Genomic DNA, 18342 nt, shown 5'->3' with positions numbered 1-18342 from the left:
CGGATTGTGGCCTATTTCTCCCCGAGACCATGCAGACCATCAACAATATCGCCATTAATGATTACACCACTGCCACACCCCGTCCCTAAAATCACCGCAAGGCAAGAGCTTTGGGCGCTCTTCGCTGCTCCTGTATTGAACTCCGAAATCGCTAAACAGTTTGCGTCGTTGGTTAATGCAACGGGCAGTCTATACGCGGACTGAACATCACCAAGAAAATCCTCACCATTCAAATACAAGATATTAGCGCCTTGCATTGTTCCACTGGTCTTATTAATAGAACCGCAACAACCAATCCCAATCGATTGAATCGCCGCTATATCTAACTGTTCGTTCTTTTCAATCAAGTCATTGATGACGCCTTTGACTGCGTCTAAAAAATCAACGTAGTTAGATTTTGGGGTTGATACACGCAATCGAAAGACAACGTCTGGATTGTTAGGCGTGACAATAACCCCTTCAATCTTAGTTCCACCAATATCAAGACCAATTAACATAAGCCAGACTCTACCAATTGCGCCAACTGAGATTTGCTGTCATCAGACACTGCGTTAAATGGGCGACGACACAGTTCTGATGACAAAACCCCTTTTAATTTAAGCACATACTTTAATCCCGGAATCACACCTGCATCGACTAACGTATCAATCACCTTATTGGCTTCTCGTTGCAGTTTTTTGGCTAAAGCAACATCTCCGGCCTGGATAGCGGCATTAATGTTTAAGATCCGTTGTGCTTGAATATTATAAGTAGAGCCAATACCACCCGTTGCCCCTGCAACAAGGCCAGAAGCCAGAATTTCATCGAAACCATTGAAAACAGTTTTGTCCGGATTCCGTCGGGTGAGTTGTTCCATTTGATAAAGATCAGCAGATGTTTGTTTTAACGCAACAACACCATCAAGGTTAAGAAGTTCACTGATCTGTGCACCACTCAAGCTTGATCCAGAAAAAGCAGGAAAATTGTAAACAATCATCGGTTTCCCAGCCGCTTGTATGATGTCTGAATAATGCTGCTTTAATTGGTCAAACCCAACCGGGTAGTAGAAAGGTGTCACCGCAGATATTGCATCGTATGGAAGATCTGCGGCAGCTCTTGCTAACAATTCACTCTTTCTTGTCGAGATGTCGCCAACATGAGCGATAAGCGTTGTTTGTGAAGTTGAGGCGACTTCTGCCGTGGCTTTAAGTAGTTCAATTCTTTCTTCAGTACTACATAGAAAAGCTTCCGCCGTAGAACCTCCTACGTAGAGGCCTTTGAGTCCGGAGTCGCAATTGAATTTCACCAAGTTTTGGACATCTTCATAATTGATACTTTCGTCTTTATTAAATGGTGTCAGCGTTGCTGCATAGAAACCTGAAAAATCCATCTGTGTTCCTTGAATGTTGTATTGGGCTGTAATAACTATACCTGTTATACCAGTATAGTGCGTGATAGCTATCACATTATGGCTCACATTTTGTTCAAACTGCCTATTATGTGACCGCGCCAATATTTATAGGAACTCATGTTCACATACAAACCAACGCAAACTGGTTTCAAAAACGTCATGACCAAATATATCTTTAATCTATTAATTTCAATGACTAACAAAGTGAGACAACACACTAAGCTATCATCTTAAAATAATTTCTTCCCATCTAGCGACCATTGGTGATATACCTATATATAACACCAAAACAGCCAAGGAAACCTATATGACGCATTGGCATGATCGCCAGCCGATATTTCGGCAGTTGGCTGATCGAATCACTCAGCAAATCCTGCAAGGAATTTGGCAAGAGGGTCAAGCCTTGCCTTCGGTACGAAGCGTCTCTGCGGATATGAAAATCAATCACCTTACCGTCATGAAAGGCTATCAATTACTCGTTGACGATGGACTGGTTGAAAAGAAGCGTGGTCAGGGCATGTTTGTGACTCACGGAGCAAAACTAAAATTGTTGGCCGACGAAAAAGCGCGCTTTCTTCAACAACAAATCCCGCAAATCGCCGCCACGTTACAACATCTGGATATGTCACTGTCAGAGTTTATCCAGCAACTGAAACCACATATTGAAGGTGACCAATGAACGCACTTGTTAGCGTCAAGCACGTATCTAAGCAATATCATAGAAATGGTGAAGCCTTACATGACATTAGCTTTGAATTACATGCAGGCCAAATCCTTGGTCTGCTCGGACATAATGGTGCAGGAAAGTCCACTTTGATTAATGCGTTGCTCGGCGCGCACCAATACCAAGGCAGTATTCGCATCAATGGCTTTGAGCCCGTCTCGCAACGCGATCAAATCATGCACAGCTTGTCTTATATCTCAGATGTCAATGTGCTGCCCGGCTGGATGACTGTCGCCCAGCTTCTCAACTATACAGAAGGCGTTCACCCCAGCTTTAACCGCAGCAAAGCAGACGAAGCCCTTAAGCAAACCGACATTAAACCCCGATCACGGATAAAAACCCTGTCGAAAGGAATGAAGGTTCAATTACACCTAGCGATTGTGATCGCCACCAATACGCAAATCTTAATTTTAGATGAACCTACCCTTGGGCTGGATCTCGTCTACCGAGACACATTCTACCGCCACCTATTAGAGTGGTTTCACGATGGTGAGCGAGCGCTAATCATTGCCAGTCATGAGGTAGCAGAGATCGAGCATCTACTCACCGACGTGCTGATTCTTAAGCATGGTTGCCCAGTACTGCAAACCTCAATGGATAGTATTAGCGACGATTACTTTATTCTTGATGCTAGCGATGAACATAAAGACCACATTACAACCATGAACCCGCTCTCTTCTCAAAAAGGGCTAGGCACCACTAAGTGGCTGCTTTCATCTCAATATGCCGCACAGGCAAAAGCGCTTGGGGATGTGTATGGCGTGAAGTTAGCGGATCTGTTTTTAGCGTTACAGAAGGAGAAAGCATAATGCGTTCGACTATTGCCATGTTACGTAAAGAGTGGCTGGAAAACCCACTGGTTACGCGTGTTCCTTTATTCATGTTTGCCTGCGGACTGCTACTTTTTGTGACTTTGATGAGCAGCACTACCCTACAGCATAATATGTTTTACGAAATGAGCTTTAGCGGCGATGTCAGTGATATTCACAGAGAAATGGGTGACAACGTCAATATGCTGGTAGCGGGTGGCGTGGGGCTGCTGTCCATTTTACTTGGCACTCAATATTTCCCTAGAACACTTCGTAAAGAGCGTGTTGAGGGCAGCCTGATGTTTTGGCGCAGTATGCCTGTGAGTGATGTGAAAACGCACATAGTAAAATTGGCGTTTGGTTTATTAGTCATTCCTTTGGTGTGCTCGATATTGGTCTTTTTTGCCGATCTGATGCTGTGGATGCTCAATGCCTCAACTGACCACCAGCTGGCGCTGCTCTATCGTCATGCATCTCTCGTGGACGTGGTGTTCAACTGGTTTTCATTTTGTTTAAGAATGGTAATCGCAGGCATTCTTCTATTACCCTTCGCACTGACAGCAATGGCTATTTCTCAGAAAGTGAATTCCCCGCTCTTGGTGTTATTAATTGCCATTTATGCGCTACGCTGGATGCCAATCGCCCTGTTTGGTTATTACGGTGTCGACCAGTTCTTTTCCGACATATTCTATTTACCGCTGCACGCTATTCTTGCCGCTAATCCACTGAATGCCATACCCAAAGCGGGGTGGACTCACATTGCAATTTACATGGGCATTGGTGTGTTGGCTTGGATGACGAGCCTTAGATTCAGCCGAACGATGAGTTAGTGAATATGAGAGCAAGCGAGGAGACTATCCTCGCTTTTTTATTAGAACTTAACCCCGACGGTAACGCCAAGCTGGGTGTTTTCTTTCACCGGAGTTCTTACTTCTTGATTATCTGTCATATAAAGGCTCTGTACTCGTGTATCAACATAGATACCTAACGGTGCAGTCAACCTAATACCCGCCGCGGAGGTAAGATAATTTCCTGAGAAGCTCTCTTTATGACTATCAATACCGTCATAGTTCAAACTAGCGGGAGGACGATGAGTCCGCTATTATATAACTCCCTATTGCCACTCACATGCGCACCGCCAATCGCAATGTAGGGCTTTAGATCCCAACTGCCGCCTAAATTAAACGCGTACCCTACTTCACCTTCAAGTCGAACATCATAACCATCAGTATTGCCACCAGAGTAAACACCTGATGAATAGTGGTTATGGTCGCCTTGGAACTTCATCAATGACGTATTAATTGAGAAGATCCTATTAAAATCATAGCCAAATTCGACTTTTGGCTGCGCCTTTAGTGTCCCTATCGTATCCACTTTCATCCCTGTTGTTGCGCCAGCGCCTATCCGAAGGCCTGTATAGTCATTGCTCGCTTGAACCATGCTGGAGCAACCAACCATCAGTGCAACTAACAGTACTTTTTTCATTCTAAAACCTCTATTTCTTGAGAAATGGTGCGCCATTCGACGCAAGTTACAACCCCTTAACCCCGCATTAATGCGGGGAAGAGAAGAAATAACCAATTATTGATGGCTAGTCGGGTTGAGTAGTTTTTAATTTTCTGCTTTAACAGACTGACTAACGGTTTTCCTAAAATAGCAATGGATACAAAGAGAACGACTTCATTAGCGGCAAAACTGATCCCTGCTAAAGAAAGAGTATCGGCTGCTGGCCAGTTCATTAATGCCCCCACAGCACCTACTAGCGCGGGCACAGCAAACATGCCTATGTTGGTCAATATGAAGGCGGCTAACGCCACCTTCTTTAGTGGTGTATCGACCAAGGCTTTAATGCCTATTTCTGGTTGATGTGACATAACCACTCCACATTACTTAATTGAATTGTCTTTCGTCGCAATGCGCTCATAAATACGTTGCTCCCATCCACCAATCTTGCCTAAATGCATAGTTTCTGGCTCGATTCCAGTATCAAAGACACTCACGTAAACTGGGTTCGGTTTCGCCTCCGGATAAGGCAAAGCTTGGTCTGCGTAAGGGCAGTTACTCACAACAACGTAAATATCTTTTTCCGCATAAAACTCACAGCCTACGCCATCTGCAACAGAAGGAGTGGGTGCCAATACGCAACGAGTAATCCCATTGTCGTCTTGCGTGAATTTATTAGGCTGGAACATATTGACATCATTTCGGTCAGCGAACGTTTGCACTACTTTACGACGTTCAACTTCGTCTTCCATCGCGGCAATAGCCGGAACACGGTTAAAGGCTTGAATAAAGTTCTCCTGGCAACTGTTTACATTCCCTTCTTCGCCGTAGCACATGTGTAACCATTCCGGACAACAGTGCGCCGCAAAAAAGATATGGCTAAAACCGTCATCCATTTTTTCATAAGGGAACTCACCTTCGACCAGAGTGACCATTTTCTCCATATGACCGCTTTGTGACCAAACCGCGCTGTACAGTCTTTGGTTTAACCCTTCTACTGCACTCGTATTCAAATGGTCACCATATTGCTCGAGGTCAGGGGTAACAAAATGCACATCGATAATTTGCGTGCGGTTATTATGCAAGCTCGGGCGCTGTTCAAAACGAATCACTTGACCAAGCTTTCACTAAAAATGCGTTGCCAGTATGTGGCAGTAGAATATCGTCATAGACATGCTGGCGAGTTTCAAACGCTTTTGTGCCGCGAACATGGTCATAAAACTCAAGGTTTGGAGAAACTTTACGCTCGTATGTTTTTACTGGGTCAATGTCTTCGTTATAAACCGATTGGATGTCAGTCGTCATAGTGTTTACCTTCTCGTGTCACCTAGTTGAGCGCATCCATTCAACGTTATTGTCAGTGCGTGTTTAGCGCTTTCCCCTCTGACACCGACCATATTAGTCATTTTTTCTTAAATAAAAATTCAGTAAACCTTAAGAAAAATTGACAGTTAATAAGTGCTACGGCGGCTTGATAGACAAAGTTGCAACGGACAACCAATGCTCTACTATTAAGTAGAAACGACATATTCACTCTATAAGGTGTAAATATTACTGACATGTTGACCGTCAACTTGCTACAGCTTCAAGCCTTTGTCAGCGCCGCCGAAACGGGATCATTTTCCGCTGCCGCCAGAAAGATGAAGAAAACCCACTCAGCGATAAGCATGACCATCTCCAATCTAGAATTAGATCTGAATCAAGAGTTGTTTGATCGCTCCACGCGAAACCCAACCTTAACGCCAGCTGGAGAATTACTTCTCAAAGAAGCCAAGCTTGTTGTCGCGCAATGTGAAAACTTTGAAAGGTTGGCAAATGACATTGAGCCAGAAGAAGAGGTCGAATTTACGCTCGCACTAGATAGTGTATACAGCGTCCCTTTTGAAAAAGAGATATTGGCGATGCTGGCAACGCAGTTTCCTCGCTTAAAACTCAAGCTGATTGAGAAAACCTCATCGGAAGTGATCCGCTCAGTCATAAAAGAGCAAGCTCATATTGGATTCACCTTGCTAGAGCAACCGATATTCAGTAACTTGGGATCCATTGCCCTCCCCCCAGCTGAGTTGCTATACGTTGCCACGCCAGAACATCCGTTAGCATCATTAGATACCGTCTCTCTCATCGACTTAAAGCATTACCGACAAGCTTACTTACCGAATCATGCAAACAACAATGAGACGGCAATTTCGCCGAACATTTGGGAATGTGAATCCATCTCTGCTGCGAAAACAGCCATCGGTTATGGGCTATGTTGGGGCATGGCTGTAGAGCCATTTATTCGGCCTCAGATTGAATCCGGTCAGCTAGTTAAGCTCAATGTCGAATCATCACTGAAAAAACAAATACCTGCGGCCCTCATATGGAAGGTTGGCGCGGAAACCGGGCCCGTTCACCATGCGATCAAAGCGCTCTACGGGTTTGGTCGGTAATCTAACTCTCAACAGACGTAATTCTTCACAATCTCCATGTTAAAATATTCTCAGTGACTAACGAGCTTGCTACACTCGTGGTTCTGTTTCATCAAGAATTGAATATGGTAGACCTACTTTCTTTTAGCCTAATTATTATATTATTAGTCATGTCTCCGGGTCCCAACGGGGTGCTCATCCTCAGAAGTACCTCTCTGTTTGGGAAAAAGGCCGCTCTTTGTAATATTGTTGGCTTTATTCTCGCTATGTTTATTCAGGCTAGTTTAGGGATATTTGGCATTTCAGCGCTATTGCTAGGATCTCCTTATTTTTTCAACACATTAAAATACATTGGTTCGGGCTACTTTTTATACATAGGGATAAAAATGCTCGTCGGCTCCTATAGTACGAAGGCATCCACTCGTGTACCCGGCTTGAAACACTACGCCGCTCCCAAAGCATATAAATCCGTTCTCGAGGGCTTTCTCACTCAATTTTCAAACCCCAAAGGCATACTGTTTTATTTGGCAGCCTTTCCTCAATTTGTCGACTTTGATAACTTCCAATATGTCGATGCCTATCGATTAGTGGCGATTCACAGTCTTGTGCTATTAACTTGGTTTTATTTTGTCGCGCTGGTTATCTTGAAAATGAAGGGCAGTACGCAACATTCCTCCGCAGGCTCTTGGGTAAACCGAATCATGCCGGTGTGGTGATGATCTACTTTGGTTGCGTGTTGTTTTTTAGCCAATAGCCTTGGTGCTACGCCATCCAATATCTAATAAATAAGCCAGCAATTTAGACATATTTATTGTTTACCAGCATGCTAAGTACCACATCCCCAAAGTGAGAACATGCATTGATTTCATTTTGGCCCATGTCGACTAAAAGCATGGTTCATCGGAGAAAAAAGCACAGTGGCTCTTTTCTCCGATGGTACTCTCAGCGCTCTATGGTTTCGTCGTAAATGACCAAACAGGACCCTCAATAGTTTGTTCGCCTTGTACAGTATCTACACGCCAGTAGTAAGTCGTATTCCCAATTAAACCATTCATTCTATACGCTGCATCAATGACAGATACCGTCGTTAAAGACATGGGTGTCGCGCCAAAAAGTACCCTGACATCCGAGCTTAAAGCTTGCACATTGAATCGTAAATAGGGATTTAATGACACACCTTCAGAGCCATTAAATGGCACGGGATTACTCGGCTTCAACCCTTGATGTCCAGGTAGCCAATAAAGCGGGTCATTTCGCTCATAAGCGCCAATATCCGGGGCGTTACCGATATACTCTAGTGTCGTAAATCGAGTATTACTTGAGCCTGTGTCGACGATAGGGCTGCTTTGAATAGGCCTAAAGTCTCCCCACAATGCGCCTTCAAGGTGAGCTAAAACATCACCCGACGTCGCGGTTAAGTTCGAACCCGTGATGCCAGGGACTGTAAGCTGCTCTGCTGTACCGGACTTTCTCCCCACTAAGCTCCCCACTAAATTATTCATCGTTTCCGAATTGTGGTTGATGCCATAGGCACTTTCTTTATTAAAGATAATCAGGTCAACCGCTTGGTTATTAAACGCTAAGTTATTGTAAGTACCTTGATAGTCACCTTTAATAATTGAGAAATTGGTATCCCAAATAACATTGTGGTGCACAACACCATCCCGCCCTGTTTTCGCAGCACCTTCTACGCCATCAAAACGAATTCCGGCTTTTGGTGTACTATGAACCCAGTTATAGGCAATTTCAGTCCCTGCTTGCTCATCAATACCCACGTTAATCGCCGCACCATCATGTTGTAATAAGCTGGTATTGTAGACATGATTCCCGGTCACCTTCGACTCGGCTCCAACCCTGACACCTTCAGAGTTGCCTGCGGTATGGAAGGTGTTATTGCTAAAGGTAATATCCCGACTCTGCTGAGCCATGTTGATTGAACCTTCCCCACCCGTTCCTAAGTTTGAATAATCAATATCGTGGATTAGGTTATTATCAATCACATCGCCTTGCTCTTTGATCATTTCCATTGCAGGGCCGTCAGTGTAAGCAAAGTAGCTATTCACAATACGGTTGTGGGTGCGAGTAATCGCTGAATTGTTATTGATAAATTTGATGGTGTCTGGACGTGTCAAATTACCCAGCATTCGCTGAGAATAGGCATAATGCGTTGCGTCAATATCATCAAAGGTAATGTTGTGTGAGTTGATCACGGTAAAAGCGGTGGCGAAGAAGTCCATATCCTTAACCACAATATAACTAGAGTTACGAACGGTTAAACCATAGGTTTGGGTTTTCCCTCGAATAACCAGTTGATTTGGATCCTGATTATCAGGCGCCCACAAATATAGGGTTTTGCTGTTACGATCAAAGAACCATTCATTGGGGCTATCGAGCAGCGCTAACTTACCTTCTAAATAGTAATGACCCTCTTCATATTTCACACTTTTGTTTTGCCAAAATGACGCGTTACTTAAAATACTGGCCGCATTTTTCATCGCCGTACCAGAGCCAGAAAAATCGCTACTATAGGTAAATTTGTTGCTACCCGGTGTATGCTCCGACACCACTTGCGCCCAGTTTAACCAAGATCCAATGTTAAGTATGGCAATCGCGCCTGTTGCATCAATCCCTGAGTCTGCAAGTGACTGCTCATTTACTCCTGCGGGTAAATGAACGTATTCGTTACCTACAGTTTTAACTGCAATACTTTCGTATGGACGTTCATCAATCATCACACCAAGTTGACTTTGCGGCGCTTGATGACGCCACGTTGCTTTCATGTTCCACAAAGAGCCATCATTAATCTGAGCATTCGGCCACCGTGCTGGCATCACAACCTGATCGTCAATAAACAGTTGCCAAATATCTTGAGTCAATTGAGTCTTATAAATCTGCCCACTATGAATCGACCAAGGTTGTTTGATCTCAACACTACCGTCAAATATCGCGCCATTGCCTCTAATAATAATAGGCTGACTTGCCGTGGCATTAATTTTATCGACAACTTGAGCTTGTTGATAACGACCCGCAAGCATCTCGATGGTTTGCCCTGCTGATGCCTGAGTTAACGCCTTTTTAAGACTTAGAAAAGGGGCGATGAAAGAACCGTTATTGCTGTCGTTACCCGTTGGACTCACGTAGAAGTTCGCAGTGACATCTGGACACAACTCAGCACTATCAACCGTAGATCCATCGGGGCACTCCACAACCGGAGGCGAGACAGGGCACTCATTTACACTGTTAACTACTGAACCATCAGGGCAGGTAATCGGCGCTTCAGGCGACGTTGTTGGGCACTCAACCGTTTGCCAAAACCAAGAACTGTTGGAAGGTGTCTCCCAAATTCCCGGACTGTTTTTTGCCTCATAGCAGGTATCGAGATAAAGCACGATATCGCCATCAACAATCATAGTGTCTTCCCTTCAATCCAAGGTTGAGCGTTCGTGTCTGTTGTAGGAGGAAGATCCACACACACACCATCAACAAGCCGTTGGTTCTCGGTGCAGATCGGTGGCTCAGGTGGCGCGACACACTCGTTATTAATAAGCTCTGTGCCGTCAGGGCAGATTGGAGGAGTAATGGGTGATGAACAGGCCACTGAGCTCCAAAACCAGGTAGATTGTTTAGAAGGGGTTTCCCAAGGTCCTGGGCTGTTTTGCGCTTGATAGCACTCGCCTTGATAACTGACCACATCGCCATTGTTGACTTGAGTCTCTCCCCCAATCCACTCTATATCAGCCGACACCGCATACCCACTTGCTAGCATCATTAGCAGTGCTGAAAGCCGCATTCCATTCTTCATAATGTTCCCTATTCTGAAGTGTTGATGATTCACGATATTAATGACTTGCCATCACGTTAGCTGACCATTTATTGAGCAATAACCAAAGTCGTAGAGAATGCGACGCACTTCTAAGCAAAACATAAGAGGTTGTGATCTTAACTCCACAACACGTGTCGTGAATACTTGCCAATACGGAAGGTAAGAAGATTCCCACAAGGCACCATGGCGAAAAATTCGACAATGGAGGAGACTCCATCATTAACAATGTCCAACAAGCGTATCAAACCCGATTTGAAACCATCTTTGCCGAGCAAGATGTATTGGATGCGCTAAAGAAATAGCCTGTTTTTTTCATAAAAAAGTGCTCAACATAACCTAAATGTTGAGCACTTTTTCATTGTTTCACCGCTTACCATGCCTTCAGCATAGCAAGTCCACTATTGAGACTTCGCTCTCAGGTATTTCACCACGTCAAATACCGCTTCATACTCTTTGTTGAAGTGATCATACGGCGCAGGGAGTTCAGATTGAATCATGCTGTTAATCGCCACGATAATGCCTGACTCAGGATCCGCCCAAATCAATTGACCCGCCCAACCGCTATGCCCAAGGCCATACTCATTCATAATCGCCGATTTATAGTAGCGACTTTCGATATGCGTCAACTCTGCAGGTACTGGCTCACCCTCTTTGTTTGCCACTTTCATATCCTGAATAACTTGCTGCTTGTCACTAATCAGTAAGCGCCCATAACGCGCAAAATCAATGGTTGAAGACATCATCGACGCACCAATCACAGGCGTTCCAGCAAAATCGGTACCCATAAAGACGGTATTTTCTCCCCCAACCTCGTGAAACAAGTCACGAATTTGCTGATCAAGCCCTACGCCCGTAGCCGACTCAACCAACCAGCCAAGTACACTGGTATTAATGGTGGCATAGTTTGCCATGTCGCCTTGCCACTCATTGCTTTGCCCCATCTTCTCTATCGACTCAATCCAATCACGCAATTCCAAGCGCTCATCGTTACGCTGCATACCGATCACACGCTCATCTTTGTCAAAGTTCGCGAGCGCTTTGGGGTCACCCTTATACGCTGCCAGCTCAGCCACAGAATGATTCACATTCATCGCCGCCACATCCCCTACGGTTCGGCCTCTAAACCCTGAGCCGATGGAAGGAATGTATTTCTCTACTTTGTCTGTGAGCTTAATTTTTCCGTCAGCAATCGCTTTATTGAGTAGTATGTAACCTATTGACTTAGTCGCGGATTGGTCTGAAAACGTCGTCGAACGATCATGGCCATTACGGTATTGCTCTAGTAACACGTCGCCGTTAGCCGTCATCACAACAATACTGCCTGTCGCAGGGTGATTCAATAAGCGAGCAACCGAAGGAATCTCATGTAAATGATAGTCACGTTTTTGATGATCCACTTTAAACACATCCTGCGCATTAACCGCAATCATATTTGGGTAAAACGTAGGCATCATTGCTTGGCCAACATGACGCTGTTGCTGCCAAGTATCAATGGTCACTGGTACCTGATTCGATGGGGAAGCGCTCGCATGGTCATTATTAGCCAAAGCATTGTCGGCAAAGGCAAGTCCAATCGAGGCGGCTAATGAGGCAACCACAGCGATCGTTTTCATGGATTTTTTCATAATGTACTCCTTCATGTTGCAAGGTACTGGTTGAAAGTCCGTCTATTATCTATATTATTTTCATTAGTAGTTACTAGGCTTCCTATGAATTAATCATAGGGTAGAAATAGCGAGTCGCATCATGATTAAACCGGATTTACTCAAATCTTTTATTGCCTCTGCCGATTGTGGGTCCTTCAGTGCCGCCGCGCGTGTACTGGGCAAGCATCTGACGACGGTCAGCGGTAATGTCGCCAAGCTTGAAGATGATTTAGGCGTGATGCTTTTTGACCGAGAAGGAAAATACCCGCAACTTACTGAAGCGGGCCGAAACCTATACGATGGAGCAAAAGTGGCCGTTGAGAGCATCGAGCGATTCCAGCGTAACGCCCAGCAACTCTCCATTGGTATCCCTGCGACAATGATGATAGCCATTGATGAAGAGTTGGCGCTTCAGCCATTCCTATCATTACTAAAAACTCTGCAAAAAAACTGGCCCCACCTAACGCTAACCATACTATCTCTGACCCCAGAAGAGATTCTTCAACGGGTTCGTGAACAACGTATTGATCTAGCGATTACACCGACCTTAGAAGGCAATAGTCAATTTTACGAATTTCGGGCGATAGGTAACTGCATGATTGACATCGTTTGTGCTCAATCGCACCCTTTAGCGAAGCAGCGCACCATTAGCAACGACGATCTGATGGCGCACACTCAGATAATTAGCCCCTCGACACGCAGCCCTGCCGTATTGCGTGAAAGCGCAAAAATGTCCTCCTCAATACTGGAAAGTAACGGCTACCATAATTTTCTTTCTCTGATTCGCGCTGAATTAGGCTGGGGCTTTTTACATCGATTAAATCAACAACCGATCCATGATATCGTTTCAATCCGTCCAGAGTTTGTACAAACTCAATTACAGGTTCAATACGATGTTATCTGGCAAAAAAACCAACCGATAACCGAAGTACACTCATTTATCATTGAACGCATCAAGCATATTTTTTCAAACCATGCCTTCGAGTAAAGCAGGGCGATGTAAATGAATACCGACCAGTAAGGAAACAATCACGACACCAAAACTATAAAACCAATCTATACGAAAATCGAATGATAACTAACTCGAAGTATTGGAAGATCAAAAATAACATAAGACACTCTCTTCCTTATATCAGAGGTCCTTATGCGCCAATCCAATAAGCTCACAGTCTGCTTACTTCCCTTGGTATTAGCAGCCTGCCAACCCAAAACCGAAACCATCCCAGACGCCACTTTATCGGTAAATGTACTCACGATTACAGAGCAACCTTACTACCATCAAGAACGGTTTATTGGAAAAACCGCAGCCATCCATAAAGTGGACATTGTTCCTCGAGTCTCGGGTTACTTAAAATCACGTCACTTTACCGAAGGAGAACGAGTCAATAAGGGAGACCTACTATATGAAATTGATCCGGCATTGTTTGAAATTGAGATATTACGCCTAGAAGCCGCGCTAAAAGAAACCACCGCTGATTTTAATATCATCGACCAAAAGCACCAAAAAGCCATCGCCCTCGTCAAAAAGCAAGCTCTTTCCTCTTTAGAATTAGATCAGCTCACCGCTGAACGCACCTCTTCTCTTGCTCAAATCGACGCCGCAAAAGCTGCACTCTCACGTGCCAATCTCGAACTCTCCTATACCAAAATAAAAGCGCCATTTGACGGCATCATTGGTGCGAGTAAGTTTAGTTCTGGCGCATTAGTAGGCCCAGACAACCAGGCTCTAACCCAAATTGTAAGCTTTGATTCGGTGTACGTTAATATTCAATTAGATGAGAAACAACACGTCAATAACTTACAAGAACAGCTGATCAATAAAGGGGAGCTTTCCACCCCAAACTTTACCCTTCAGCTCGCCAATGGCGCGCAGTATGACCATCAAGGCGAGTCAAATTTTATCGATAATCATATGGATAGCCTAAATGGTTCGATACGCTTTAGAGTCAAATTTCCCAACCCGGATAATTTGCTGATCCCAGGTCAATTTGTCACAGTAACGAGTATCGATAGTCAGCCAACCTCGGCTATCTTAATTCCTCAATCCGCGATTCAGGAAGACCAACAAGGTCGCTATGTTCTAGTCGTGAATGATCGCAGTATCGTCGAGGCCAAATATGTCCAGGTTAGTGAACGAGTTCGTGACAACTGGCTGGTTGAATCTGGAATATCCGCGTAGTGAGCATGTCATTGTAGAGGGACTACAGAGCATCACGTTAGGCATGGAAGTCGATGTGAATCAGAGAGGGTAGCATCATGGCTGAATTTTTTATTAATCGACCAAAATTTGCGATCGTTTTGTCAATTGTCATGACCATCGCTGGCTTGCTCACGCTCATGAAAATGCCTAGGTTTCCCAATTTCCGAATATCGTTCCTCCTTCTATCGAAGTGTATGCCGTCTATCCCGGTGCGGATCACAATACTATTCGTGATACCGTCGCCAGCGTGGTCGAGCAAGAAATCAATGGCGTAGAGGGGATGATCTACCTTGAGTCTAAATCCAATAACGATAATACCTACTTAGCGTATGTCACATTCGATATCGGAACCGACCCAGATAAAGCTCAGGTTTTAGTTCAAAACCGAGTCAACAAAGCCATGGCAAAGCTGCCTGAAGAAGTAAAACAGCAAGGCGTCACCGTCGAGAAAGTCGCCAACTCTATCTTGATGACAATCAACCCATATTCGCCCGAGGGAAAATTCGATAACCTTTATCTCTCTAACTACGCCTCGCTCAATATCAAAGATGCTCTATTGCGCGTTGAGGGCGTCGGTAAGGTACAAGTCATCGGAGAGCAAAACTACTCGATGCGAGTTTGGCTAAATCCAGAAAAAAATGGCTGCTCGCGCTATTACAGCTCCACAAATTGCCGACGCGATTTCAGCGCAAAATACCACCGTTGCTGCAGGTAAACTTGGCGAAAGACCCACCGCTGGAAAGCAAGTTTTTCAATACACTATTCAAACAAAAGGTCGCCTTCTTGATACGAGTGAATTTGAAAACATTATTTTGGCGTCCAATAACGATGGCAGCTTTGTTTATCTAAAAGACGTGGCTCGAGTTGAACTTGGTGCGGAACAATATTCTGCTATCGCCACCTATGCTGGCAACGAGAGTCCAATTTTAGCCATCTACCAAGCGCCTGGCGCGAACGCGGTACAAGTCGCTGAAGATGTCCGAAAAACAATGATTGGGCTCAGTGAGCGCTTTCCGCAAGGCATGGCATACGATGTCTCTTATGACTCGACGACCTTCATAAAAGTGTCAATGGATGAGGTATTCGAAACGCTCTATATTGCGGTACTTCTTGTTGTCGCCGTCACCTTTTTATTCTTACAAAGCTGGCGTGCCACCATTATTCCAGCTATCGCAATCCCTGTCTCTTTAATTGGCACATTTGTCGTGATGGCTGCCATGGGCATTGATATCAACACCATTTCTATGTTTGGTTTAATCCTTGCCATTGGTGTGGTGGTCGATGCTGCCATTGTGGTGATTGAAAATGTCGAACGCCTCATGGAAGAAGAGCATCTTGATGCAAAATCGGCGACCTCCAAAGCCATGAAGGAAGTCACAGCGCCGCTCATTGCTTCCGCATTGGTTTTACTTGCTGTATTTGGTCCAGTCTCTATTGCTCCGGGCATGGTCGGCCAGATGTATCAGCAATTTGGTGTGACCATCTCTGTTTCTACCATTATTTCCACTATTGTTGCATTAACCCTCACTCCAGCATTATGTGCCGTCATGCTTAAACACGAGGAAAAGAAACAACGCGGGGTATTGGCCGCTTTTAATACCATCGTTGCCAACATTACCCGCGGGTATGTCAGCTCAGTCAACTTCTTAGGCCGTCGGCTCCTGCTTTCAGCCTGTTTCTTCGCAGCTATTTTAGCTGGCATCGCTACTTTTGCTTCACTAACACCAAGCGATTTCATTCCAGCAGAAGATCAGGGCTCATTCATTATTGATGTCAATCTTCCAGAAGCGGCGGCACTTGATAGAACCGATATTATTGTCGACCAACTGGTCAGCGATATTTCGTCGTTTAGTGGTGTTAAGCATGTGATTGCGGCGAAAGGTTATTCACTATTAAAAGGGGCAGCATCACCAAACTCAGGCATGATGATTGTCGTTCTAGATAACTGGAATGAGCGCACCGAGCCGGAGCAAAGCGAATTTGCTTTGGTCGCTCAAGCACAAAACCTATTAGACAGTAACCATGACATTTCAGGTATGGCATTTTCTATGCTCAGCCATCCCAGGGTTAGGCAACGCTGGGGGGTTAACGTTACAGCTAGAAGACCTCAATGGCCGTCCGGTTGAAGAGATGGCACCTAGCTCTGAATGGGTATTTACAGGCACTGAATCAGTCTGAAAAGATTGCTATGGCGTTTACTACATACAGCGCCAATGTCCCACAATTGTACCTAGATATTGATAGAGCCAAAGCTCTCGCGCTAGGCGTCGATCTACAAGAGGTTAACCTTACTCTATCTGCCATGATGGGTAACTTATACGTCAATGATTTCACAAAATACGGTAAAAACTACCAAGTGAATTTGTTGGCAGAGCAGGAATTTCGTCGCAATGAGCAAGATTTAAGTCGTCTCTACGTCAGATCGACCAGCGGGAAAATGGTCTCTCTGGCCACCTTCGCTCGCTATCAACCGCTCGTCGGCTCAGACAATACCGCACGATATAATTTGTATAACACCGCACAAGTGCTTGCCATTCCAGCGCCCGGTTACAGCTCAGGGCAAGCCATCGAAGAAATGGAACGCCTCGCGGTAAGTACGCTTCCATCTGGCTATGCTTTTGAATGGACAGGGATGACTTACCAAGAGCTGGCCGCTGGCGATGCCGCACCATACCTCTTCGCGCTGGCATTATTGTTCACCTATTTGTTTTTGGTGGCGCAATATGAAAGCTGGCTTATTCCTTTAGCCATTATTTTATGTGTCCCTACAGGATTAATTGGTGCACTAGGTTTGGTATTTGCCACTGGCGGCTCAATTAATCTCTATACTCAAGTCGGCTTGGTACTACTTATCGGCATGGCGAGTCGCAACGCAATTCTTATCGTAGAATTTGCAAAAACGCTAAGAGAGAAAAATGAACTATCAATTATGGAAGCAGCAAAACAGGCCATCGCTCTGCGTATCCGCGCGGTGATGATGACCGCTTTTTCATTCATTTTAGGGGTTCTCCCTTTAGTCATCGCCAGTGGTGCGGGATCGGCCAGTCGTAATGCGCTAGGCATCGCCAGTTTTGGCGGTATGCTAGCAGCGACAGTGATTGGCTGTGTCCTTGTTCCAGTATTCTTTATTGCATTGCAGCGATTGCGGGAATTCAGCCAGAAAAAATACGCATCCTCGCAGCCAAATGATTACGGTAAATCACAAGAAATGCCATAATTCCGCTCCCAGTTGCTCGACACCCATTGACAACTCACAATACCTAGCCAAGTTTTGCATCACGTAAAGCTTGGCTTTTTTGTGAACCCCCACTTTTCGTCGCACATATTTCCCATTTCATTGCCACGGCACTTGCAAAAAATGCGTCCCTATCATCTATTCATAATACAAATAGTTTGTATTTTCTCACTCTGACAGAACCTAGGTAGAGTAGGCTCTCGCCAAAGGAAGGGCCATTTATCAATTATTTATTATGGTTTTATATAGGTAAATCAAATGCAAAAATCCATCTTACTCACGACTCTATTCGCAGCAAGCGCAAGTGCCTATCATCCATGTGATGGTGGCAATGAAATCACAGATGCAGTAGAAGGCGCTGTTGTAGGCGGTGTTGTTGGGGCTGTCGCAGGAAATGCTAGTGCTGGCGCCGCGATTGGGGCAACCGCAGGTGTCATATCAGGCGCGTATGACGAGATTGATTGTGATAATTATCTTGCCGATGAAATTGTTGCTGATGCGGTTCAAGAAGATATTGAAGATGAGATCGTCGCGGACGCGTTATGGGACTAGTTAAGTAAAACAACGCAGACACCTACCGACCCCATAATCCCATGGCGCACGT

General features: G+C 44.9%; 20 protein-coding genes. 11 read left to right on the top strand and 9 right to left on the bottom strand.

Features of this window, described 5'->3' with window-relative positions; genetic code table 11:
• Window positions 1–11: 11 nt before the first annotated feature.
• A complete protein-coding gene (locus AC0L66_RS19865; RefSeq protein WP_473570549.1) occupies window positions 12–497 on the bottom strand; it encodes an ROK family protein in 486 nt (161 codons plus the stop codon).
• Window positions 491–1369, bottom strand: coding sequence for an N-acetylneuraminate lyase (locus AC0L66_RS19860; protein ID WP_473570547.1), 879 nt, complete (start codon window positions 1367–1369; stop codon window positions 491–493). The genes AC0L66_RS19865 and AC0L66_RS19860 overlap by 7 nt, the downstream gene beginning before the upstream one ends.
• Before the next feature lie 328 nt (window positions 1370–1697).
• Between AC0L66_RS19860 and AC0L66_RS19855 the strand changes: the two genes are divergently transcribed.
• Genes AC0L66_RS19855 through AC0L66_RS19845 form a run of 3 tightly spaced genes read left to right on the top strand, consistent with a single transcriptional unit; the run spans window position 1698 to window position 3753 of the window.
• On the top strand, window positions 1698–2069 hold the full coding sequence (locus AC0L66_RS19855; RefSeq protein WP_473570545.1) for a GntR family transcriptional regulator: 372 nt from the start codon (window positions 1698–1700) through the stop codon (window positions 2067–2069).
• Window positions 2066–2923, top strand: a complete 858-nt coding sequence (locus AC0L66_RS19850) for an ABC transporter ATP-binding protein (protein WP_473570544.1) — start codon at window positions 2066–2068, stop codon at window positions 2921–2923. Before AC0L66_RS19855 ends, AC0L66_RS19850 begins: the two co-directional genes overlap by 4 nt.
• A complete protein-coding gene (locus tag AC0L66_RS19845; protein ID WP_473570543.1) occupies window positions 2923–3753 on the top strand; it encodes a hypothetical protein in 831 nt (276 codons plus the stop codon). Before AC0L66_RS19850 ends, AC0L66_RS19845 begins: the two co-directional genes overlap by 1 nt.
• A gap of 241 nt (window positions 3754–3994) precedes the next feature.
• On the opposite strand, the gene AC0L66_RS19840 is transcribed toward AC0L66_RS19845, so the two are convergent.
• Genes AC0L66_RS19840 through AC0L66_RS19825 form a run of 4 tightly spaced genes read right to left on the bottom strand, consistent with a single transcriptional unit; the run spans window position 3995 to window position 5731 of the window.
• On the bottom strand, window positions 3995–4408 hold the full coding sequence (locus tag AC0L66_RS19840) for an outer membrane beta-barrel protein (RefSeq protein ID WP_473570541.1): 414 nt from the start codon (window positions 4406–4408) through the stop codon (window positions 3995–3997).
• 56 nt (window positions 4409–4464) lie between these two features.
• On the bottom strand, window positions 4465–4797 hold the full coding sequence (locus tag AC0L66_RS19835) for a hypothetical protein (protein ID WP_473570539.1): 333 nt from the start codon (window positions 4795–4797) through the stop codon (window positions 4465–4467).
• 12 nt (window positions 4798–4809) lie between these two features.
• Window positions 4810–5538, bottom strand: a complete 729-nt coding sequence (locus AC0L66_RS19830; protein WP_473570537.1) for a DUF1989 domain-containing protein — start codon at window positions 5536–5538, stop codon at window positions 4810–4812.
• A complete protein-coding gene (locus AC0L66_RS19825) occupies window positions 5525–5731 on the bottom strand; it encodes a hypothetical protein (RefSeq protein WP_473570536.1) in 207 nt (68 codons plus the stop codon). The genes AC0L66_RS19830 and AC0L66_RS19825 overlap by 14 nt, the downstream gene beginning before the upstream one ends.
• A gap of 254 nt (window positions 5732–5985) precedes the next feature.
• Here AC0L66_RS19825 and AC0L66_RS19820 point away from each other — a divergent pair, with 254 nt between their 5' ends.
• The gene (locus AC0L66_RS19820; protein WP_473570534.1) at window positions 5986–6855 is read left to right on the top strand and encodes a LysR family transcriptional regulator; all 870 of its coding nucleotides are present in this window, start codon (window positions 5986–5988) and stop codon (window positions 6853–6855) included.
• Between the two features lie 104 nt (window positions 6856–6959).
• Complete coding sequence (locus AC0L66_RS19815; protein WP_473570532.1) at window positions 6960–7550, top strand: LysE family translocator; 591 nt, start codon at window positions 6960–6962, stop codon at window positions 7548–7550.
• Between the two features lie 234 nt (window positions 7551–7784).
• Here AC0L66_RS19815 and AC0L66_RS19810 read toward each other — a convergent pair whose 3' ends face one another.
• From AC0L66_RS19810 to AC0L66_RS19800, 3 genes are all read right to left on the bottom strand, one after another.
• Entirely contained in the window at window positions 7785–10244 is a 2460-nt protein-coding gene (locus tag AC0L66_RS19810) for a right-handed parallel beta-helix repeat-containing protein (protein WP_473570531.1), read from the bottom strand.
• On the bottom strand, window positions 10241–10636 hold the full coding sequence (locus AC0L66_RS19805; RefSeq protein ID WP_473570529.1) for a hypothetical protein: 396 nt from the start codon (window positions 10634–10636) through the stop codon (window positions 10241–10243). Before AC0L66_RS19805 ends, AC0L66_RS19810 begins: the two co-directional genes overlap by 4 nt.
• Before the next feature lie 419 nt (window positions 10637–11055).
• A complete protein-coding gene (locus AC0L66_RS19800; protein WP_473570527.1) occupies window positions 11056–12282 on the bottom strand; it encodes a serine hydrolase domain-containing protein in 1227 nt (408 codons plus the stop codon).
• Between the two features lie 121 nt (window positions 12283–12403).
• Here AC0L66_RS19800 and AC0L66_RS19795 point away from each other — a divergent pair, with 121 nt between their 5' ends.
• From AC0L66_RS19795 to AC0L66_RS19770, 6 genes are all read left to right on the top strand, one after another.
• Entirely contained in the window at window positions 12404–13291 is an 888-nt protein-coding gene (locus tag AC0L66_RS19795) for a LysR family transcriptional regulator (protein ID WP_265675710.1), read from the top strand.
• A 156-nt stretch (window positions 13292–13447) separates the two neighbouring features.
• Window positions 13448–14482, top strand: a complete 1035-nt coding sequence (locus tag AC0L66_RS19790; RefSeq protein ID WP_473570525.1) for an efflux RND transporter periplasmic adaptor subunit — start codon at window positions 13448–13450, stop codon at window positions 14480–14482.
• A 211-nt stretch (window positions 14483–14693) separates the two neighbouring features.
• Window positions 14694–15218 carry an efflux RND transporter permease subunit gene (locus AC0L66_RS19785; protein ID WP_473570524.1) on the top strand — a complete coding sequence of 175 codons (525 nt, stop codon included), beginning with the start codon at window positions 14694–14696 and terminating at the stop codon, window positions 15216–15218.
• Window positions 15142–16629, top strand: a complete 1488-nt coding sequence (locus tag AC0L66_RS19780; protein ID WP_473570522.1) for an efflux RND transporter permease subunit — start codon at window positions 15142–15144, stop codon at window positions 16627–16629. The genes AC0L66_RS19785 and AC0L66_RS19780 overlap by 77 nt, the downstream gene beginning before the upstream one ends.
• The gene (locus AC0L66_RS19775; RefSeq protein ID WP_473570520.1) at window positions 16626–17720 is read left to right on the top strand and encodes an efflux RND transporter permease subunit; all 1095 of its coding nucleotides are present in this window, start codon (window positions 16626–16628) and stop codon (window positions 17718–17720) included. Before AC0L66_RS19780 ends, AC0L66_RS19775 begins: the two co-directional genes overlap by 4 nt.
• Window positions 17721–17996: 276 nt before the next feature.
• A complete protein-coding gene (locus tag AC0L66_RS19770; protein WP_265675707.1) occupies window positions 17997–18290 on the top strand; it encodes a glycine zipper family protein in 294 nt (97 codons plus the stop codon).
• The last annotated feature ends 52 nt before the right edge of the window (window positions 18291–18342 follow it).

It is taken from the genome of Vibrio sp. GJ43-1, from assembly GCF_055808835.1.
This window is presented reverse-complemented; position numbering and strand designations above follow the sequence as displayed.